Origin of the sequence: Acidisoma sp. S159 (assembly GCF_009766125.1) — a bacterium.
Lineage (GTDB): Bacteria > Pseudomonadota > Alphaproteobacteria > Acetobacterales > Acetobacteraceae > Acidisoma.
The window spans coordinates 316,959-335,833 of the sequence record NZ_LMUG01000008.1 but is presented as its reverse complement, the minus strand read 5'-3'; the positions used below and the strand labels follow the sequence as shown (position 1 = coordinate 335,833).

At 64.7% G+C, this 18,875-nt stretch carries 18 protein-coding genes; 6 read left to right on the top strand and 12 right to left on the bottom strand.

Annotation, left to right across the window (positions count from 1 at the left end):
* The first annotated feature begins 36 nt into the window (after positions 1-36).
* A complete protein-coding gene (locus tag GSQ92_RS04860; RefSeq protein WP_159013096.1) occupies positions 37-612 on the top strand; it encodes a M23 family metallopeptidase in 576 nt (191 codons plus the stop codon).
* On the opposite strand, the gene GSQ92_RS04855 is transcribed toward GSQ92_RS04860, so the two are convergent.
* The 3 genes from GSQ92_RS04855 to GSQ92_RS04845 all read right to left on the bottom strand — a co-directional run bounded on the left by GSQ92_RS04855 (position 552) and on the right by GSQ92_RS04845 (position 5,401).
* Positions 552-1,358: a YdcF family protein gene (locus tag GSQ92_RS04855; protein WP_158802290.1), complete on the bottom strand. Its 807-nt coding sequence runs from the start codon at positions 1,356-1,358 to the stop codon at positions 552-554. The genes GSQ92_RS04860 and GSQ92_RS04855 overlap by 61 nt on opposite strands.
* 275 nt (positions 1,359-1,633) lie before the next feature.
* Positions 1,634-2,089: a hypothetical protein gene (locus tag GSQ92_RS04850; protein ID WP_158802289.1), complete on the bottom strand. Its 456-nt coding sequence runs from the start codon at positions 2,087-2,089 to the stop codon at positions 1,634-1,636.
* Positions 2,090-2,179: 90 nt separating this feature from the next.
* The gene (locus GSQ92_RS04845; RefSeq protein WP_158802288.1) at positions 2,180-5,401 is read right to left on the bottom strand and encodes an error-prone DNA polymerase; all 3,222 of its coding nucleotides are present in this window, start codon (positions 5,399-5,401) and stop codon (positions 2,180-2,182) included.
* Between the two features lie 194 nt (positions 5,402-5,595).
* Here GSQ92_RS04845 and GSQ92_RS04840 point away from each other — a divergent pair, with 194 nt between their 5' ends.
* On the top strand, positions 5,596-6,597 hold the full coding sequence (locus GSQ92_RS04840; RefSeq protein ID WP_159013095.1) for a hypothetical protein: 1,002 nt from the start codon (positions 5,596-5,598) through the stop codon (positions 6,595-6,597).
* 281 nt (positions 6,598-6,878) lie between these two features.
* Here the strand turns inward: GSQ92_RS04840 and tyrS are convergent, their stop codons facing one another.
* Positions 6,879-8,129 carry a tyrosine--tRNA ligase gene (gene tyrS, locus GSQ92_RS04835; protein WP_158802286.1) on the bottom strand — a complete coding sequence of 417 codons (1,251 nt, stop codon included), beginning with the start codon at positions 8,127-8,129 and terminating at the stop codon, positions 6,879-6,881.
* A gap of 61 nt (positions 8,130-8,190) precedes the next feature.
* Here tyrS and GSQ92_RS04830 point away from each other — a divergent pair, with 61 nt between their 5' ends.
* Together GSQ92_RS04830 and GSQ92_RS04825 are read left to right on the top strand one after the other, a co-directional pair.
* Positions 8,191-9,258: an anhydro-N-acetylmuramic acid kinase gene (locus GSQ92_RS04830; protein WP_174246641.1), complete on the top strand. Its 1,068-nt coding sequence runs from the start codon at positions 8,191-8,193 to the stop codon at positions 9,256-9,258.
* A gap of 96 nt (positions 9,259-9,354) precedes the next feature.
* Positions 9,355-10,056 (top strand): pirin family protein, encoded by a 702-nt coding sequence (locus tag GSQ92_RS04825; RefSeq protein ID WP_158802284.1) that lies wholly within the window; start codon positions 9,355-9,357, stop codon positions 10,054-10,056.
* Here GSQ92_RS04825 and GSQ92_RS31380 read toward each other — a convergent pair.
* The 4 genes from GSQ92_RS31380 to GSQ92_RS04810 all read right to left on the bottom strand — a co-directional run bounded on the left by GSQ92_RS31380 (position 10,053) and on the right by GSQ92_RS04810 (position 13,477).
* Positions 10,053-10,184 (bottom strand): hypothetical protein, encoded by a 132-nt coding sequence (locus tag GSQ92_RS31380; RefSeq protein WP_256367073.1) that lies wholly within the window; start codon positions 10,182-10,184, stop codon positions 10,053-10,055. The genes GSQ92_RS04825 and GSQ92_RS31380 overlap by 4 nt on opposite strands.
* Positions 10,185-10,287: 103 nt before the next feature.
* Complete coding sequence (gene xylA / locus GSQ92_RS04820) at positions 10,288-11,610, bottom strand: xylose isomerase (protein WP_158802283.1); 1,323 nt, start codon at positions 11,608-11,610, stop codon at positions 10,288-10,290.
* A gap of 180 nt (positions 11,611-11,790) precedes the next feature.
* A complete protein-coding gene (locus tag GSQ92_RS04815) occupies positions 11,791-12,669 on the bottom strand; it encodes a slipin family protein (RefSeq protein WP_158802282.1) in 879 nt (292 codons plus the stop codon).
* Positions 12,670-12,697: 28 nt separating this feature from the next.
* Complete coding sequence (locus GSQ92_RS04810; protein ID WP_254065555.1) at positions 12,698-13,477, bottom strand: SDR family oxidoreductase; 780 nt, start codon at positions 13,475-13,477, stop codon at positions 12,698-12,700.
* Positions 13,478-13,598: 121 nt separating this feature from the next.
* On the opposite strand from GSQ92_RS04810, the gene gmk reads away from it, so the two are divergent.
* Both gmk and GSQ92_RS04800 read left to right on the top strand, forming a co-directional pair.
* Positions 13,599-14,237: a guanylate kinase gene (gmk, locus tag GSQ92_RS04805; protein WP_158802280.1), complete on the top strand. Its 639-nt coding sequence runs from the start codon at positions 13,599-13,601 to the stop codon at positions 14,235-14,237.
* The gene (locus GSQ92_RS04800; protein WP_158802279.1) at positions 14,234-14,674 is read left to right on the top strand and encodes a hypothetical protein; all 441 of its coding nucleotides are present in this window, start codon (positions 14,234-14,236) and stop codon (positions 14,672-14,674) included. Before gmk ends, GSQ92_RS04800 begins: the two co-directional genes overlap by 4 nt.
* 19 nt (positions 14,675-14,693) lie before the next feature.
* On the opposite strand, the gene GSQ92_RS04795 is transcribed toward GSQ92_RS04800, so the two are convergent.
* Genes GSQ92_RS04795 through GSQ92_RS04780 form a run of 4 tightly spaced genes read right to left on the bottom strand, consistent with a single transcriptional unit; the run spans position 14,694 to position 18,859 of the window.
* Positions 14,694-15,572: a site-specific DNA-methyltransferase gene (locus tag GSQ92_RS04795; RefSeq protein ID WP_158802278.1), complete on the bottom strand. Its 879-nt coding sequence runs from the start codon at positions 15,570-15,572 to the stop codon at positions 14,694-14,696.
* The gene (locus GSQ92_RS04790) at positions 15,523-16,740 is read right to left on the bottom strand and encodes a peptidoglycan -binding protein (protein WP_158802277.1); all 1,218 of its coding nucleotides are present in this window, start codon (positions 16,738-16,740) and stop codon (positions 15,523-15,525) included. The genes GSQ92_RS04795 and GSQ92_RS04790 overlap by 50 nt, the downstream gene beginning before the upstream one ends.
* 2 nt (positions 16,741-16,742) lie before the next feature.
* Positions 16,743-17,900: a flagellar motor protein MotA gene (locus GSQ92_RS04785; protein WP_158802276.1), complete on the bottom strand. Its 1,158-nt coding sequence runs from the start codon at positions 17,898-17,900 to the stop codon at positions 16,743-16,745.
* 17 nt (positions 17,901-17,917) lie between these two features.
* Positions 17,918-18,859 carry an OmpA family protein gene (locus GSQ92_RS04780; RefSeq protein WP_158802275.1) on the bottom strand — a complete coding sequence of 314 codons (942 nt, stop codon included), beginning with the start codon at positions 18,857-18,859 and terminating at the stop codon, positions 17,918-17,920.
* Positions 18,860-18,875 lie beyond the last annotated feature (16 nt).

The window sequence follows — 18,875 nt, the reverse complement described above, 5'->3', positions numbered from 1 at the left end:
GAAACTCACTGTTCTTCCAGACTCGCTGTATCGAAGTTGCGCGCCGTCTTCCAGTATTTAATAGAGGTTGAGGCGCTATCCCTCGGCCGCGCAACGTTTCTTGGCGTATTACTGGGTGTTTGGGCAGTTCCCGCGCTTGCTGCCTCGGCACCCGCCACCACCTCCCTGCCGACGTTGATCGTTCCGGTCTCGCCTGGCTGCGTGACATCTCCCTTCGGTCCGAGGATCATCGCCGGGCAGCCGATCGCCGGCACCTATCATTGGGGCGTCGATTTGCGCGCGGCGGCGGGCGCCTGGGTGCGGGCGGTGGCGAATGGCCGCGTCATCCGCATCGATCGCCGCGGCATGGGCGGGCTTGAGGTCGCGGTCCAGCATGACGGGTTTCGCGCGCTCTACGCCCATCTCGGCCAGGTCTCACCGGCACTGGCCGAGGGCGCGACGCAGGTCCGGGCCGGCCAATGGATTGGCCGCATCGGCCGCACCGGCCTTACCTTCGGCACCCACCTCTATTTCGAGATCGCGGTGGACGGACACCGCGTCGATCCCGCACCCTATCTCGGCGTCGTCCCCTGCGGCGCTGGAAACCAGGCATCGGTGCGGCCGAGCAAGTGATAGGCCACCATCCCCACCCATTCATGGCTCGCGAGGTCGATCATGCCGAGCCGTTCCGGAAGCCCGCCCAACATCAGCACATCGAGCCGCATCGCCGTCTTATAACCGACCGGCCAGGGCAGCACGTTCCAGCCGGCTTTGCGGAAAATGCCGACCGAGCGCGGCATATGCCAGGCCGACGTAATCAGCGCCCAGTGCTGATCTGGACGTGGCATCAGCAGCCGCTTGAGCAGAACCGCATTCTCATAGGTCGTGCGGGATCCGCTCTCGTAGCGCACCCGGCCGGGCGGCACGCCCAGCGAGTCGAATAAAGACCGCGCTACATCCGCTTCGCTCAGCCTTCCGCGCAGCAGTCGCCCGTTGCCGCCGGTGAAGGCCAGGATAGCAGCGGGATAGCGCCGGCTGAGGGCCACCAGCGTCGTCATCCGCTCGGCCGCATCGTTGAGCGCCGGGATGCCATGGGCCTCGGTTAGATCGGTATCGACCGCGCCGCCAAGGACGATGATGCCATCCACCTGCGCTGGCGGCACCGTCACCTGCGGGAACCGGCCTTCCAGCGGCTCCAGCATGAGGGGACCGATCGGCAGCAGGACCACCAACCCCATCGCGCCGAGCGACAGCGTAAGGCAGACCAGCGCCCCAGCGCGCCGCCGAGCGTAGAGCAGCAACAGTCCCAGGAGGCCCAGCAGCAGCAAGAAGCTGCTCGGCCTCAGCAGGATCCAGAGTAGTTTCGAGATTAGGAACACTTGGGCCGCCCATTCAACCGGTGATGTTGGGTGGCGAGGGGCAAAGATGTGTAATGAACGCGATCCAGAGATCCGTCATGGCACGCGAAGGCGTGCCATCCACGCCTGGCCCTTTGTGAAGCAAGAAAAGGCGTGGATGCCCGGCCTTCGCCGAGCATGACGTGGTGGAATGGGCGAGGTTCAAGCCGAAAGCCAATCGGAGGCGAGGACCGCTCAACGGGTTGGACAACTAAGTCAGGAGCACGTTGCGATCCCGCAGCACCACTGCCGAAAACCTACTCGCAGCGGCCGATGACTTTGCCCGGCGCCGGATAGGCGGCCGGATCGCTGCCCGGCGGCAGGATCTGGATGCCGCGCACCATCCCGGCCCAGGTGCCGCCGCCCTGCCACTGGAACAGCGCGAGGTCCGGGTAATAGCAGCCGTTCTGCACGAACAGGGTGTGATTGGCCTGGCTCGGGTCGGCCGCATCATAAACCGCGATCCACTGCCCCGTGCCGTTCGACAGGGATGTTGTTGGGAAGTTCGGCACCGGTCCGCTCGCCGACATATCCTCCGTCGAGCCCGTGCAGCCGATACCGGTCCACAGCCGCACCAGGCCGGAGGGCGGGGTGCCGCAGGAGCTCTGTGCCAAGGCCGGCGCGGCGAAGCCGAGCAGCAGCGCGCCTCCCAGAAGCACCATGGAGAGCAGCGCGCGGCGAGGGGAGGAACGTGATGCAGAAACCTCGGTCATGGACTGTCCTACCTGAAATCGGGCTGGAAACTACGCCGCCCCAGGCCTTCAAGACAACCTGGGCGGCCTGAGAACCCGCCGGACCGCCTGTCAGCGGAAGTCCCGCGTCGGCACCTTGATGCCGGGTTTGCCCTCCCGAGGGTCCGGCGCACTGCCGCGTTTGACCTCGTCGCCACGGCCATGGGGCAGGGGAAAATCCTCCTCGCCCCGGCCTAGCGACGCCAGCATCGGCGAAAGATCTCCAACCGTCGCCGCCACGATATGCACCACCAACCCCTCTCGCTGGATCCGGCCACGCACCTCCAGCATGCGGGCGGAGATGATCAGCGGCCGGTTGGCGTCGAAGACCGAGGGCCAGATCACGACATTGCCGATCCCCGTCTCGTCCTCGATGGTAATGAACATCACGCCGTTGGCAGAACCGGGCTTCTGCCGCACCAGCACGAGGCCGGCGAATCGTCCCCATCGTCCGTCTCGCGCGGAAGGGAGATCGCCGCAGGGTACCACGCCGCGTGCCTTCAGGGCCGGGCGCAGAAACGCCACCGGATGGCGGCGCAGCGTGAGGCTCACGCTGCGGTAATCCTCCACCACCTCCCGCGCCTCGCTCATCACTGTCAGGGAAACCCCAGGCTCCGCCACCTCGGCCTGAGGCAGGGCGCCCGCATCAGCGGCGGCCCAAAGCGGCAAGGCGCTATCGGCCAAACCACGGATCGCCCAAAGCGCCTGCCGCCGATCGAGGCCGATCGGCGAGAAGGCATCCGCCTCGGCCAGCCGCTCCAGCGCCGCGACGGGCACGCCGCAGCGCCGCCAAGTCTCCTCCACCGTGGCGAAGGGACGGTCCGCCCGCTGCACCACGATTTTGGCGCCATCCTCATTGCCGAGCCCTTTGGCCATGCGCAGCCCGAGCCGGACCGCGTGCGGAGACCCGGTGTTCCCCTCCAAAGTGCAATCCCAGCGCGAGGCATTGATCGACACAGGCCGGATCTCGACGCCATGCGCCGCCGCATCCCGCACCACCTGCGCAGGCGCATAAAAACCCATAGGCTGGCTATTGAGCAAAGCGCAGCAGAAGACGTCGGGGTGATGACACTTCACCCAACTGCTCGCATAGGCAATGATCGCGAAACTCGCGGCATGGCTCTCGGGAAAACCGTACGAGCCGAATCCCTCGATCTGCCGGAAGGTATTTTCCGCGAAGGTGGCATTGTGACCATTGTCTGCCATGCCCTTGAGAAACTTCTCGCGGAACTGGCTTACCCCGCCTGTCACCTTGAAGGTCGCCATCGATCGTCGGAGCTGGTCTGCTTCGCTCGGCGAAAAGCCCGCGCAATGGATCGCGACCTGCATAGCCTGTTCCTGGAACAGCGGCACGCCGAGCGTTTTCGCCAGCACCCGTTTCAATTCCGGTGTCGGATAGTCCGGTTTCTCCCGCCCTTCCCGTCGCCGCAGATAGGGATGCACCATATCGCCTTGGATCGGTCCCGGCCGGACAATCGCGACCTGGATGACGAGATCATAAAACTTCGCCGGCTTGAGTCGCGGCAGCATCGACATCTGCGCCCGGCTCTCGATCTGGAAAGTGCCGAGCGTATCGGCCTTCTGGATCATCGCGAAGGTCGGTTTGTCCTCCTTCGGTATCGTATCCATTGTGAGCGACAAATTCTTATGCGTTTCCATCAAGTCGAAGGCGCGGCGCATGCAGCCGAGCATGCCAAGCCCGAGAACATCGACCTTCATGAATTTCAAATGGTCGATATCGTCCTTGTCCCATTCGATGACCTGGCGATTCTCCATCGCCGCCGGCCCAACCGGCACGAGATCGTCCAGCCGGTCGCGGGTCAGCACGAAACCGCCGGGATGTGTGCCAAGCTGGCGCGGAAAACCGATCAGCAGGCGGGCGAGATCCAGCGTCATCCGCAGCCGCCGGTCCTCGAGGTTGAGATTGAGCGCCTCCGCATGTTCGCGCTCAACCCCATCGCGTGACCAGCCCCAAACCTGCGCCGCCAGCGCTCCCGTCACATCCTCCGACAAGCCGAGCACCTTGCCGACATCCCGCACCGCGCCGCGCGACCGAAAGCGCATGACGGTCGCGCACAACGCGGCATGGCCGCGGCCATAGTGGCTGTAGACCCATTGGATGACGATCTCGCGCTGCTCATGCTCGAAATCGACATCGATATCCGGCGGCTCATTGCGGTTGGCGGAAACGAAGCGCTCGAACAGCAGGCCCGAGAGAACCGGATCGATCTCGGTAATGCCAAGCACGTAACACACAGCGGAATTCGCCGCCGAACCGCGGCCTTGGCAAAGGATGCCCTTTGATCGGGCAAACCTCACGATGGAATGCACCGTGAGGAAATACGGCGCGTATTTCATTTCGGCGATAAGCGTCAATTCGTGCCGTAGCTGAGCGGCGACGTTCTCCGGCAGCTCATTCGGATAGCGAAAGGCAACGCCTTCCTCCCAGACCAATCTTTCGAGCATGTCTTGTGCCGTTTCATTCGGCCGCTCGCTTTCATCCGGATATTGGTATTCGATATCCTTCAGCGCGAATTTGCAGCGCTTCGCGATGATCTCGGTATTGGCGATGGCCTCGGGGTAGTCGGCGAAAAGCCGCGCCATTTCCTTGGGCGGCACGAGGTGACGGTCGGCGAAGCGTTCGCGCCGGAAGCCGACATCATCGATCTTCGTGTGCTCGCGGATGCAGGTCACGATGTCCTGCAGGATGCGCCGCTCGGGCTCGTGATACAGCACATCGCCGGTCGCCAGTAGCGGCACCCGCGCGGACTGGGCGAGCATGGCGAGGTTGTGCCGCCGCACGGCATCGCCGGGGCGCCGGCGCAGGCTGAAGGCGAGATAGGCGCGGTCGGGAAACGTATCACGCAGGCGGGTGAGGTGGCCGGGCAAGGCGTCGTCCGGTTCATCCCCCAGCATGGCGGCGATCAGCCCGCGCGCATGAGCCGCCACATCCGCCCAGTGCAGCAGGCACGACCCGGCGGGCAGCCCGTGCTTATGCGCGCGCCGTTTCCCTAAAGTTAGCAGCCGACAGAGATTGGACCAGGCCGCCCGATCCGTCGGGTAGACGAGCAGGGACGGCGCATCCTCCAGCACCAGCCGGCAGCCCGGCACCAGCCGCAGCCCGGCCTCTTCCGCTCTCTGAGAGGCGCGGGCCATGCCCGCCACGGTGTTGCGATCGGTGACCGCGATTGCCTCGTAGCCCATCAGCTGGGCCGTCGCGATCAACTCCTCCACATGGCTCGCGCCGCGCAGGAAGGAGTAGTTCGTGGTGAGTTGAAGCTCGATATAGGCCATCGCGAAACCCGGTGTTGGTCGGCAGAACGTCTTCTAACTGACGATGAGGTGGATTGGAACAAAACAAGAACAACTCATTCACGCTGACGGGGCATTTTTCACAAAGATTAAAGAATCCCCGACTAAAGTGGAGGTCTTTCAATTGTGGTGCCGCCTTGACACAGCTCCCGAGTGCCGCCGGCTCCCATCCGTCCATGACGTCCGACAGGTGCGAAGTCGCTTCACCATCCCCCGAGTTTTGCTGCCATCCGTCCGATTACCAGGGGACGGAGGCGAAAACCGTTGAGGCAAAGAAATCGCTTATTAAGCGTGCTCAGCGGACCATCGGAAAAGTCTGGCTCGAACATAGACCTGTACCGCTCGCTAACGGCAACGAACTCACGCTGGTGCACCAGCTCGGAACCCGCCGCATTACCACTGAGGAGGAGGAAACCGCACAGCACTTCCTCAACGAGATTTCCATTGATGTGGACACGACGATCGCCATGGTATCCGGTCCCTGGGACAAGCGGCTCAACGAACTGGGGGCTGCCTGCTTCCTCTTCGCGCCAGAAGGGCCTACGCCAAAAGAAAAAGGCGATCTCCTAAAGATGCTGACGCAAGTCAGAAAGGCGTTGCACAAGCCGATCCGCATCAAGCTATCGGACTATTTGTCCGAGGGTCTCATTGGCTACGTTAACGTCGGGCCGGTTTCCAAAAGACCCAATGGAAAGATATGGTTAAGCCAAATGGAAGGGCTGCCAATAGCGAAGGGAGAAGTGCATCTCAGCCGCGAAGGTTTCAAAAAGTCTCCTGGGATGGAGGCAGCGGTGCTGCATGAAGTCTCACATCGCGAAGCGAATACGACAGATGTCCGCAGCTTGGGGCAAGACGACGAACAGGCCACGTCAGGCTATATCGACTATCCATTTCTTCACTTGGCGCAAGAAATCCGCTTCAGAAAGGGTAGAACGCCCGAAAAACATTTGGCGAAAGTCAATGCTGACGCTTTCACCTATTTCATTCGCGCGCTCGTGGACAAAGAAAAAGTGTCGTCGATATCGACGAAACCCGAGCCAGACCCAGCTAAGCCAACCCCGGCCGTACCAACCGCCACCACCACCTTGGCCCCCACAAAGCCGCCACCGACAAAAACCGACTCGAGGGCAGTAGCGAGACCCCTTCCACTCAACAGTCGCTCGGGTCGTTCCGGCTAAATCGCACCGCCTCAGTAACCGACCCGCACCAGCCGATGCTGCTTCCGGCCCGCCAGTAGCTTTAGCGCGCCATCGCGCAGATCGGCCGCGAGACACCGGCCTTTCATTGCTGATCGCTACGTCGTTCAGTACCCAGCATACCCGACAAACGCTTCAGAAGGCCCACCAGTTACCTACTTCTAAAATCTTGCCACCATTTACAAACTGGCCAGAAGCTAAGGCGGCAACGAGACCCATCTCACACAGCAACGCGCGTCGCTCCGGAAAAAAATCGTCTCGCCTCAGTCGCCGACGCGAACCAACCGATGTTGCTTCCGGCCCGCCGACAACTTCAGCGCGCCATCCCGCAGATCCGCCGCCGAGATCACCAGCCCCTCATCGCTGATCGCCACATCGTTCAGCCGGGCGCCGCCGCCGCGAATGAGCCGGCGCGCCTCCCCGTTGCTTGCGGCGAGACCCGCCGAAACGAAAAGCGCGAAGGCCGGGACCCCCGCCGCAAGTTCCGCCTCCGGCAAGGTCACGCTCGGCAGATTCTCGGCCGCCGCGCCCTCCTCGAAGGCGAGACGCGCGGTCTCGGCCGACGCCGCGGCGGCTTCGGCGCCGTGCGCGAGGGTCGTCGCCTCAGTCGCCAGCCGCTTCTTCGCCTCGTTGATCTCGGCGCCGCCAAGCACCTCCAGGCGCGCGATCTCCTCCAGCGGCACGTCAGTAAATAGCCGCAGGAAGCGGCCGACATCGGCGTCCTCCGTATTGCGCCAGAACTGCCAGTAATCGAAGGGCGACAGCCGCTCCGCTGTCAGCCAGACAGCACCCTTCGCCGTCTTGCCCATCTTAGCGCCCGACGCGGTGGTGATCAGCGGTGCCGTCAGCCCGAAAACCTGCCGCCCATCGGTGCGCCGCACCAGATCGACGCCCGAAACGATATTGCCCCACTGATCCGAGCCGCCCATCTGCAACGCAACCCCAAGCCGGCGGCTGAGTTCGCGAAAATCATAGCTCTGCAATATGGAATAGTTGAATTCGAGGAACGTGAGCCCCTGCTCGCGATCCAGCCGGGACTTCACGCTGTCGAAGGACAGCATGCGGCTGATGCTGAAATGCGGCCCGATCTCACGCAGCAGCTCGATATAGCCAAGCTTGTCGAGCCAATCGGCATTATTCGCCATGATGGCATCCGAAGGCCCGTCGCCGAAACGCAGGAAGGGCGCGATATTGCGGCGGATGCCGGCGATATTCTCCGCGATCTGCGCGTCGGTCAGCAGTTGCCGCGCTTCCTCGCGGAAGGAGGGATCACCGATCTTCGCCGTGCCGCCACCCAGAAGTGCTACCGGCTTATGTCCGTGCTTCTGCAACAGCCGCAGCAGCATGATCTGCACCATATGCCCGACATGCAGGCTGTCACCGGTCGGATCGAAGCCGATATAGCCCGCCACCGTCCCGGCCGAGAGCGCCGCGTCCAGCTCCGCTTCATCCGTGCATTGAAATACGAAGCCGCGCGCATGCGCCTCCGCCAGAAACCCGCTCTTCGTCGTCATCGCCTGCGATCCGTGGCTAAACTGCGCCGCTGGCTATCACGGGAGGGATGAAACGGAAATGTTGCGGGTGATCGGGCTGATGAGCGGCACCTCGCTAGACGGCGTCGATGCCGCCTGGCTAGAGACGGATGGCGAGGCGGTCGACGCCCTCGGCCCGAGCATAACCGTCCCCTACGACCCCAGCCTAAGAGACGACCTCCGCCGCATTCTGGATGACGCCCCCGGACTGGCCCCGGAGGACCCGCATCTACTCGCGGTCACTCGGCGGCTGACCGAAACCCACGTCGAAGCCGTGCGCGCCCTGGCGGCCGAGGCCGATCTCATCGGCTTCCACGGCCAGACCATCCTGCACGACCCGGGTCGTCGGCGAACCTGGCAGATCGGCGACGCGGCCTATCTCGCCGACGCTCTGGACACGCCGGTCGCCTATGCTTTCCGCGAAGCGGATGTTGCGGCAGGCGGGGAGGGTGCGCCCTTCGCCCCTCTGTTCCACGCGGCCCTCGCGCAGAACCTGGCTAAGCCTCTCGCGGTTCTAAATGTCGGCGGCGTTGCCAACGTCACCTTCCTTAGCGCCGATGGCGGCGTCTTCGCGGGCGACACCGGGCCAGGAAACGCTTTGCTCGACGATTGGGTAACGCGCCACACGGGCGCGAGCCGGGACGAGGATGGCCGCCTCGCCGCGAAGGGGAAAGCCGACGCCGCCGTGCTCCGGCGCTGGCTGCAAGACCCGTATCTCGTCCGCGCTTTGCCAAAATCGCTCGACCGCCTGCATTTCCACGCTTGCCTTGACGACATCGCGGCACTTTCCCCGGCGGACGGCGCGGCGACATTGGTCGCCTTCACCGCCGGCGCCGTCGCCCGCACCGCGCTGCCCCAGGCCCCCCAAAGATGGCTGGTCACCGGCGGCGGACGACACAATCCGACGATGATGCACGCGCTCCGCGACGCGCTCGGCGTTCCGGTCGAACCCGTCGAAGCTGTGGGCTGGCATGGTGACGCGCTGGAGGCACAATGTTTCGGCTTCCTCGCCGCCCGCGTGACGCGCGGCCTGCCACTCAGCCTGCCGACGACAACCGGCGTGCCAAACCCCTTGTTGGGCGGCCGCATCGTCAACCCGGCCAAGCCCTGAGAGCCACTCACCTTCTTGCCAGCACGTCTCCCCTTTATGTTGCGTTGCCGGCCTGACCTCGCGATGATCGGCTCCTCTCTAGGGGGGGAGGGTCTCATGATCAGCCTGCGTCCCTATCGTAGCCTCGGTGGCGGCCATCATGGATGGCTCAAAACCCGCCACCACTTTGCTTTCGCCGATTACCAGGATCCCGAGCGCCCCAACTGGGGCAAGCTCCGTGTCTGGAACGACGACGAGATCGCGGCTGGTGCGGGATTCCCGGCGCATCCTCACGCGAATATGGAAATCATCACCTATGTCCGTGATGGCGCCATCACCCATGGCGACAGCCTGGGCAACAAAGGTCGCACCGAGGCCGGAGATGTTCAGGTGATGAGCGCGGGGATCGGCCTGCGCCACGCCGAATACAATCTGGAACCGAGCGCCACCTCGATCTTCCAAATCTGGATCACGCCTGATACGGAGGGCGGCGCACCCTCCTGGGGCAGCCGCGCTTTCCCCAAACAGGACCGCGCCGGAACCTTCACTGTCCTGGCAAGCGGCTTCTCCGAGGACACCGACGCGCTACCCATCCGCAGCGACGCCCGCGTCATCGGCATCACGCTGAAAGCCGGCATGTCCGCCGACTATCCGGTGGCGGAGGGGCGGCTGGTCTACCTCGTCCCCGCGACCGGCCTGGTCGAGGTCAACGGCGTCAGCGTTGCGGCACGCGACGGCGCCGCGATCGAGGACGAAACCTCTCTGCACCTCGCGGCGCTGGAGGAAACCGAGATCGTCCTGGTCGAGACTTCGGCTTAGCCTGCAGGCGAAGGAACCGCCGTTCCCGTCTCCAACGTGAGGCTCGCCTCCAACGCCGGGCTCGGCCCCAGCGTCGTGCTCTTCTGCAACGTCAGGCTCGCTTCCTCGTCATCCTCGGCGAAGGCCAAGGATCCGTGCCTTGCTTGTGGCTGCGGCGGTGAAGGCGTGGATGCTCGGCCTTCGCCGAGCATGACGAATCGCCCGATAGATCAACACGGAGACCGACAAACCCTACAAATACCGTCCGACCAGATTCTCCAAATACTCCTGCTGTCCCGACCGGGGCTTAGGATCGAGGCCCTCCTTCGCCACCCGTGCCGCGATCTCCTCCAGGCTGCGCGAGCCATCCAGCATGGCGCGCCCCTCGGCACCCTCCCATCCGGCGTATCGAGTCTCCACGGCCTTCGGCAGCACACCATCCTCAATCATCGCCGCTGCCATCAGCAATGCCCGCGCGCAAAGATCCATGCCTCCAGCATGGGCGTAGAGCAAATCATCGGGGTCGAGCGATTGCCGCCGGATCTTCGCATCGAAGTTGCACCCGCCCGTGGTGAAGCCGCCCGCGCGCAGTAAATGGAACAGGCCAAGCGCCATCGTCGTCGGATCATTGGGGAACTGATCCGTATCCCAGCCCGACTGCCGGTCGCCCCGATTGACATCCAGCGAACCAAAGATCCCGAGCGCGATCGCAGTCGCGATCTCATGCTCATACGTATGCCCCGCGAGCGTCGCGTGGTTGTCCTCGATATTGACCCGTACCTCGTTTTCCAGCCCGAAGCGCTTGAGGAAACCGTAGACCGTGGCAACGTCGAAGTCATATTGATGCTTCGTCGGTTCCTGCGGCTTCGGCTCGAGCAGGATCGTGCCCTTGAAGCCGATCTTGTGCTTGTGCTCGACGACCATCGTGAGAAAGCGGCCGTACTGTGCGATCTCGCGGCTGAGGTCGGTGTTGAGCAGAGTCTCGTAGCCCTCGCGTCCGCCCCACAGCACGTAATTCTCGCCGTCGAGTCGGTGCGTGGTTTCCAGCGCATGCTTCACCTGCGCGGCGGCATAGGCGAAGACTTCGGGGTCGGGATTGGTCGCGCCGCCGGCCATATAGCGGCGGTGAGAGAACAGGTTCGCGGTGCCCCACAGCACGCGCACCTTCGCGGTCTCCATCTTCTTCTCGAAAAGGTCGGCGATCACATCGAGGTTGCGGTTGCTCTCGGCGAGGCTGTGGCCTTCGGGCGCCACGTCCCGGTCATGGAAGCAGAAGAACGGCACGTCCAGCAGGCGGAACAGCTCGAAACCGACCTCGGCTTTGAGCTTTGCCTGGGTCATTACGTCGCCCGCGAGCATCCAAGGCCGCAGGAAAGTCTCGCCGCCGAAGGGATCGCCGCCGGGCCAGGCCAGGCTATGCCAATAGGCAACGGCGAAGCGCAGATGCTCCTCCATGCGCCGCCCCAGCACGACGCGGTCCTTGTCGTACCAGCGGAAGGCGAGGGGGTTGGTGCTGTCTTTGCCTTCGTAGCGCAGCGGCTCGGTCCGCCCAAAAAACTTGATTGGCTCAGACATTCTCGTCCCCCTCGGCCGTTTCTGTTTGCCGGCAAGCGCGTGCGCGGCAAGGGCGGCGCTACTGCCCCGTCACGCGCGGCGAAAGCCGTGCATCCACGCCTTTTTGAGGGACAGAGGCGGCCGCGACAAGAGACGGTCTGCGCTGAGTATGGCCTGCGGGAGCCGCAACCACAGCCCGGCCTACGGCGCCTTTTTGTCCTCCGGGATCACGCCCAGCGACGCGGCGGCCACCGCAGAGACGACGCCGAAGGCGCTCGCCATCTCGCTTGGGATGATGATCGTCGTGCCGCGATCCTTGTTCATCTCGTAGATCAGGTTCATCTGCCGCAACTTCAGCGCGATCGGGTCATCCGCATAGACCTGCGCCGCCGCCTTCACCTTCAGCGCGATGCCGATCTCGGCCGAAGCCAGCGTCTCTCGCGCCTGCTTCTCACGCTCCGCCTGAGCCTGGCGGCTCATCGCATCCTGCAGAGAATTGGGAATCGCGATGTCCTTGATCTCGACCGAGGTGATTTCGACGCCCCAGATTGTCGTCTTGCGGCTGATCGTGGCGCGCAGCTCCTCATCCGCCGTCTGCCGGTCGGACAAAAGTTGCGACAGATCGTGGCTTCCGATCGTCTCGCGCAGGCTGGTCTGCGCCACGCGCTCCACCGCGAGCCGGTAGTTCTCGATCTCGGTCGCCGCCTGCCGAGGGTCGACCACCCGCCAGAAAACGATGGCATCCATGGCGATCGCCACGGTGTCGCGGGTCAGCGCCTCTTCGGCCCTGATCTCGGTGGTGCGGATCCGCAGGTCGATCACGGTCGCGATGGTTTCCAGGAACGGGATCACATAGAAAAGCCCCGGTCCGCCAAGCCCGCGATACCGCCCGAGCCGGAGGATCACCGCCCGGTTCCACTGATCCGTCATCTTGAGCCAGGCCGGAATCGTGATGGCCGCGATCACCAGGATCACGGCCAGGGCGACCGCAAAGACAGCCTCGTGGCTAAGCTCCACCAGGAGAGCCGCAACGACGAGGCAGATCACGGAGAAGATATAAGCAATGGGCGGAGCGTTCATGGCACGCGTTCCTGGCGGAATGAGGTCGTCAGTCTAGACCCTGCTTAGCCGGAAAGCGGTCGAGGAGGGTGGTCCGCATTGCGGGCGGCAGAAGCGCCGCTAGCCTGGCACCCCAGGCGACCCAGCCGGGGAAGGCGCCTCGCACCGCGCCGCGCTCGATCGCTCGCATCATACGGATCGCGGCCTTCTCGGCGCTCATGATGCCGGGCATGGGAAACTTGTTCACCTCGGTCATCGGCGAAGCAACGAAGCCGGGGCAGAGGCTGGTGAGCAGAATGCCGTGCCGCTTCGCCGTCGGCGCGGTTCCCACCACCCAGGAATCGACCGCCGCCTTCGATGCGCAATAGGCCGGCGCCATAGGTCCCGGCAGGAAAGCGGCGACCGAGGCGACGACCGCAATGCGACCACGCACGCCACCGGCGCCCGGCGACTGGGACATCATGAGCCCAATCGTCGGCAGCACGGTATTGAGAACGCCATCCAGGTTGGTCTCGAAAATCGCCCGCGTCTGCTCTCCGCTCTCCTCGCCGCCCTCGCCGGTGCCGCCCGAAATGCCGGCATTGGCGATGACGAGGTCGAGCGGTCCCGAGGCGTAAATCCAGTTCGCCATGCCCATGCGATCGGTCACGGAAAGTGCGCGAGTCGCGACCTCGGCGCCGCGGATGCGGCACCCCGCCGCCGTCGCTCTCAGCCGCTCGTGATCCCGACCACCGAGATAGAGAGTCGTTCCAGGTTGAGCGAGCAGCACGGCGAGAGCCCGGCCGATGCCCGAGGAGGCGCCGGTGATGAGGATGCGCTGGAGGGGCATGGGATCCATACTAGCTTAGGCGTGATGGTCTTCACACGGCGCCGATTCGCAATACAAGGTGCAACATGGAGCGATCCGAACCTTCTTCAGTGCTGCTACCGCAACCCTGTGCGATGACGACATGATCGCCCCTCGTATCGAACGCCGGGGCCTCTGCCTCGTCCTCGCCGCGCCGTCCGGCGCCGGAAAAAGCAGCATCACCCGCGCCCTGCTGGCCGAGGAGCGCGAGTTGCTGCTCTCCATCAGCCTGACGACCCGTGCGCCCCGGCCCGGCGAGGAAGAGGGCAAGCACTATTATTTCCGCTCGGCGGCCGAGTTCCAGGCGTTGCAGGCCAATGGCGGCCTGCTGGAATGGGCGAATGTCTTCGGGCGCGAGACGCTCTATGGCACGCCGCGCGCCCCGGTCGAGGCGGCGCTGGCGGCGGGCAGGGACATGATCTTTACGATCGACTGGCAGGGCTTCCGACAGATGCGCGCGGCGATGCCGGCCGATGTGGTGGGGGTCTTCCTTCTGCCGCCCTCGATGCAGGTGCTAGAGGAGCGGCTAAGACGCAGGGGGCAGGACAGTCCGGAGGAGATCGCACGCCGCATGGCGGCGGCACGCGGCGAGATCGCCCATTTCACCGAATTCGACCATGTCCTCGTCAATTCCGACTTCAACGATGCGGTGCGCGATGTGCGCGCGATCCTGCGGGCCGCGCGGCTGGCGACCCCGCGCCAGATCGGACTGCACACCTTCACGCAGATGGATTTGGTATGAGACTGATTGCTGGCGGCTGCGCGTTCCTGGGCGCGCTCGGTCTCGCGGCTTGCGCGATTCCCGGCCGCGAGGTGGCGTCGCCCACATCCTACCCACCGTCCCTCGTCACCGTCGAACAGACGGAGGGCCAGTCTGGCCGCGTGCCGTTAGTGACGATCGAGACACCGGTTTCGGCTGCCGACTACAAGGGGCCTTTGGCCCAGGCCGTGCAGGCCGCCGAGGCCCGCAAGCCCGATGTTGCTTTCGACGTGCTTGCGGCCGTCCCGCCTAATGGCACTCCGACCCATCAGGCCGACGCTGCCGACGGAATAACGCCGGACGCTACGGCAGTGGCCGAGGCAATTGCTCGTGACGGGGTCTCCACCGACCGCATCCGCCTGGGCGCGGTGGTCACCGTGAGCAATGTGCCGCCAGCGGTTCGCGTCTACGTGCGGTAGGGCTTACGATCCGGCCGGCTTAACCAGCCACCAATCGATCCGCCTCGATACGCGCCACCGCCGCCGCCACATAACCCTCGTCGATCTCGATCCCGACACCCTCCGCGCCAAGCCGCTCCGCCGCGAGGAGGGTGGTTCCCGCGCCGAGGAACGGATCGAGCACCCGAGGCGTCTCAACGCCATGCAGCTTGATGCAGCGCAAGGGCAACTCCACCGGAAATCCCGCCGGATGGCCAAACTTCTGCGTCTTGGATTGCACGGTCTCGTAGGGAATGAACCAGACATTGCCCGCGCAACGCTTATCCCGAGCGTGACCCCAGCGCGCGATATTGGACTTGTCCTTGAACGGCACCCCCACCGCCAGCCGGTCGATCGGCACCGCGCCCGTTTTGGTGAAGTGGTAGATCGCCTCGTGATTCTGGTTGAGGTAACGCGCGCTGTTGATCGGCTTGAAATGACCGATCGTCTCGTCGCCCTCGCTGAAGGACTTCACCCAGAGTATTTGGTTCTGCAGCAGGAAGCCCGCGCCCATCGCACGCGCCACATCCGCCGCGATCCACGGATCCGTCCCCGTGCTGCCCAGGTTGAGGAAAAACGAGCCCGCCGGCGCAAGCACCTTAGCAATGGCGGCACCAACCTCGCCCAGCCACGCGAGATAAACCTCACGCGGCAAACGGTCTCGGTAGGACCGATAAGCAATGCCGATATTATACGGCGGTGAAGTCACGCAGACATCGAAGCTCTCGGGCTCCAGCCGTGCCAATGCCGCAAGACAGTCATCCGCGATGATGCTCTGGCGGCCAACGCGAATGACGCGGCCCGGCGCCGGTGCAATAGCATCCACGCCCTCAGCGATCCGTAAGCCGGAACTCGATGCGCCTGTTGCGCGCGAAAGCATCCGGCGTCTTGCCCGTATCGAGCGGCTGAGTATCCGCGAAGGCTGTCGCCGCGAGGTGATTGGGCGGCACACCATCGAGGATCAGCAATTGCACCACGGAAATCGCTCGCGCGGCCGAAAGCTGCCAGTTGTCCTTATACGGCCCGCTGGTAATCGGCTGGCTATCCGCATGGCCATCGACACGCAACATCCACGACAGATCCGGCGGAATCTCTTTTGCGATGCCACGAATGGCGGCGGCGATCTTGTCGATTTGCGCCTGGCCGCCGCCCGTCATGTCCGCGCTATTGACCGGGAACAGCACGTCACTCTGGAACACGAAGCGATCGCCGACGATGCGGATATCCGGCTGGTTCTTCAGCACATCACGCAGCTTGCCGAAGAAATCACTACGGTAGCGCTGCAACTCCTGCACCTTGGCGGCCAGCGCGAGGTTCAGCTTGCGCCCAAGATCCGCGATCTGCGCGTCCTTGTCCCGCCCCTGGCTCACCTGCAACTGCAGCGCCACCGAAATCGCCGCGAGCTGATCGCGCAACTGCGCCATCTGCTGACGCAGCAGCTCGATCTCCGCCTGTGCCGAAGCGGTGAGATCCTTCTGCTGATCGAGCGCCGTGCTGCCTGCCGCCGTCACCGCCTTCTGTCGCGCGAGATCCACCTGGTTCTGCTGCAGCTGCACCTGCGCCGCAGCGGTGGCCGCCGTCGCCTGCGTCAAGGCCGACTGCAGATCCGCGAGCCGCGCACTAGCCGAGGTCGCCTGCACACCGCTATCGGCAAGCTGAGCCTGCAGCTTGTCACGCGTCGCGGTCAGCGCGGAGAGTTTTGTCGCATCGCTATTGGCCGTCGCCTCCGCCGCAGATAGCTGCTGCGCCAGCGTGTCACGCGCCGCCGTCACCGCATTGAGGTCATGGGCAAGGCTCGCCACATTGGAACGCAGATCGGAGGTGCGCCCCTGTTCCAGCGACAGCATGTCGGTGAGCTGCGCGATCTCCTGGTTGAGCTTCGCCAGCGCCTTGTCCTTGCTGGTGAGCGTCACCGATAGCAGCCCCTGCGCCAGCACGAAGACCAGCAGCACGAAGATCGTGACCATGAGCAGGGTCGACAGCGCATCGACATAGCCGGGCCAGGCATCCAGCCCATTGCTTTGCCGCCGGCGATGATAACCGGGCATGCTCAGCGGCCCCCTTCGGCCAAGGCCGCGATAGTGCGGGTGAGGACGCGTAGCTCATTGCGCAGCTCGGCCGTGCTCTGCAACCGGCCTTGCTCGGTCTCGGCGATCAACCGCTGCAAGCCGTGTTCGATATTCCGCAGATGGGCGTGCGCCACTTCGTCGGAGGCGCGGTGATCGCGACTTTCGCCGAGCCGCTGCAAGGCCGGCAGCAACCCCGCCTGGGTCTCGGCGATCCGCAGCATAAGTTGCTGGTTAGCCCGCATCGTATCGGTGAAAGTATTGAGCCGGTCGGCCAGCGCCGCCAAAGTTTGCGTCGATTGCCCGCGGCCTTCCTCGCCACGCGACAAGACGGCCTGCAAGCTCTCCATATTCTCGGCGGTCTGCTCCAGCAGCGCCTGCACATAGAGCGGCACATTGCCGCCTTCGCCCTCGCCGCCGAGCACGCCCGAGGACAGCCGGGTAAGGCTCGCGAGCCAATCTTCCAGCTCATTGTAGAACCGATTCTGCGCCTGCCCGGCCTGGAGATCGAGGAAGCCGAGCACCAGCGCGCCGGCCAGCCCGAACATCGAGGAGGAGAAGGCGGTCGACATGCCCGCCAGCGGCCCCGCCAGACCGCTCTTGAGCTGGTCGAACACCGCATTGATATCGCCGCCGCCCACGCTCATGCCGTGGATAACATCGGCGACCGCGCTGACCGTCTTCAGCAAACCCCAAAAGGTGCCGAGCAGGCCGAGGAAGATCATCAGCGCCGTCGCGTAGCGCGAGAGTTCGCGGCTCTCATCCAGCCGGCTTCCGATGCCGTCGAGCAGGCTGCGCATCGCCTGGGTCGAAAGCGTCACGCGGCCATCCGCGCGGGTGCCGCTCTCCGCCCGGCTCGCCAGCATGCGCGCCATAGGTGCGAGCAGTTTGGGCGGCGTGATGCCGGAAATTCGTTGCCGGTTGCGCTGATATTGGCCGACCCAGGAAACCTCGGGCTCAAGCCGCAGCACCTGCCGCAGGTTCCACAGAATGCCGAGCAGCAGCACCAGAAAGATGAAGGCGTTCAGATAGGGGTTGCTGCTGAAGAAAACGCGAAGTTTGGGAATCAGGAAAATCGCGACGACGCCGACCGCGCCCAGGAAGATCAGCATGCGGATGAAGTAGGTAGTGGGGCGGGTCATGTGCGCGTCGGACCGGATCAGTGAGTGGCGGAAGATGGCTGAGGACGGGGCGCCCCGGATGGGCTCGCCACGACCTCGACCCGATTGGGTGGCGAACCGCCCGCATTGCCGAGCGCCAACAGACGGATACGTCCGCCGGGCACTCCGGCTTCGAGCAAGGCGGTCTGGACCGCCTGGGCGCGTGACAAAGCGAGCCGGCGAGGCGTCGATGGGTCGTCGTCGCCGGGCGCTGCCGCGGCATAGGCGCTAACGACGTACTGGGTGGGGCGGCTCGCCCGGTTGTGGGCGAAGTCCCGCAACGCGGCCTGTTCGGCCGGCGGCAGGTCGATATCCTGGACAAGGAACGGCAGCGTCAGCTTGTCGGACCCGGGCGGCAGCCCGACCTCTGCGGACGTCGCGGACGTCGCGGGCGTCGGCTTCCCCGGCGCCGGTGGAGAGGCGGCCGGCAGCGGTGGAGTGGCTGTCGCGAGGCGAGGTTCGGGCAAGGCGGGCGCGGCACCAGGCAGTGCAAGCTCGGGCGGGCTGACTTCGGGCGGGGTAGGCTTGGCCGCGGGCGGCACGACAGCCGCTTTAGGCTCCGGTCCCGGCAAAGGCGGAGGTGTCCATGGCTTCGGTTGTGCCGGGACCGCCGACATCGGGGCTGGCAAAGGCGGCGGTGCAGTGGCGATGGTAGTCAGCGTGGAGACCGAGTTGGGCGGCGTCTTCCCGCTTCCGATTCCGGTGCCGGTCCCGGTCGCGACGGCTGCGGGTGGCGCGGCCTGACCTTGGTTTGGGGCGCCGCGCGCCACGGCACGGTGACGGTGACGCGGAAGCAGGTGGTGCGGTTTCGCCTCCGGCGGCACGGGCAATCCTCCGCCTAGCCGGTCGAGCGCGTTGAGATCGACCGTCACCTGCGCCTGGGCGCCCAGCGGGGCACTCGCCAGGATCACGGGCAAGAAGAGAGGGAAAAACCGACGCATATCATTCGGCTTCTAA

Bases quoted from the DNA above. Each gene is read 5' to 3' on its own strand.
- GSQ92_RS04850 (WP_158802289.1), bottom strand. From the start codon at position 2,089: ATGACCGAGGTTTCTGCATCACGTTCCTCCCCTCGCCGCGCGCTGCTC.
- GSQ92_RS04845 (WP_158802288.1), bottom strand. From the start codon at position 5,401: ATGGCCTATATCGAGCTTCAACTCACCACGAACTACTCCTTCCTGCGC.
- GSQ92_RS04840 (WP_159013095.1), top strand. From the start codon at position 5,596: ATGACGTCCGACAGGTGCGAAGTCGCTTCACCATCCCCCGAGTTTTGC.
- tyrS (WP_158802286.1), bottom strand. From the start codon at position 8,129: ATGACGACGAAGAGCGGGTTTCTGGCGGAGGCGCATGCGCGCGGCTTC.
- GSQ92_RS04825 (WP_158802284.1), top strand. From the start codon at position 9,355: ATGATCAGCCTGCGTCCCTATCGTAGCCTCGGTGGCGGCCATCATGGA.
- xylA (WP_158802283.1), bottom strand. From the start codon at position 11,610: ATGTCTGAGCCAATCAAGTTTTTTGGGCGGACCGAGCCGCTGCGCTAC.
- GSQ92_RS04815 (WP_158802282.1), bottom strand. From the start codon at position 12,669: ATGAACGCTCCGCCCATTGCTTATATCTTCTCCGTGATCTGCCTCGTC.
- GSQ92_RS04810 (WP_254065555.1), bottom strand. From the start codon at position 13,477: ATGCCCCTCCAGCGCATCCTCATCACCGGCGCCTCCTCGGGCATCGGC.
- gmk (WP_158802280.1), top strand. From the start codon at position 13,599: ATGATCGCCCCTCGTATCGAACGCCGGGGCCTCTGCCTCGTCCTCGCC.
- GSQ92_RS04800 (WP_158802279.1), top strand. From the start codon at position 14,234: ATGAGACTGATTGCTGGCGGCTGCGCGTTCCTGGGCGCGCTCGGTCTC.
- GSQ92_RS04795 (WP_158802278.1), bottom strand. From the start codon at position 15,572: ATGCTTTCGCGCGCAACAGGCGCATCGAGTTCCGGCTTACGGATCGCT.
- GSQ92_RS04790 (WP_158802277.1), bottom strand. From the start codon at position 16,740: ATGCCCGGTTATCATCGCCGGCGGCAAAGCAATGGGCTGGATGCCTGG.
- GSQ92_RS04785 (WP_158802276.1), bottom strand. From the start codon at position 17,900: ATGACCCGCCCCACTACCTACTTCATCCGCATGCTGATCTTCCTGGGC.
- GSQ92_RS04780 (WP_158802275.1), bottom strand. From the start codon at position 18,859: ATGCGTCGGTTTTTCCCTCTCTTCTTGCCCGTGATCCTGGCGAGTGCC.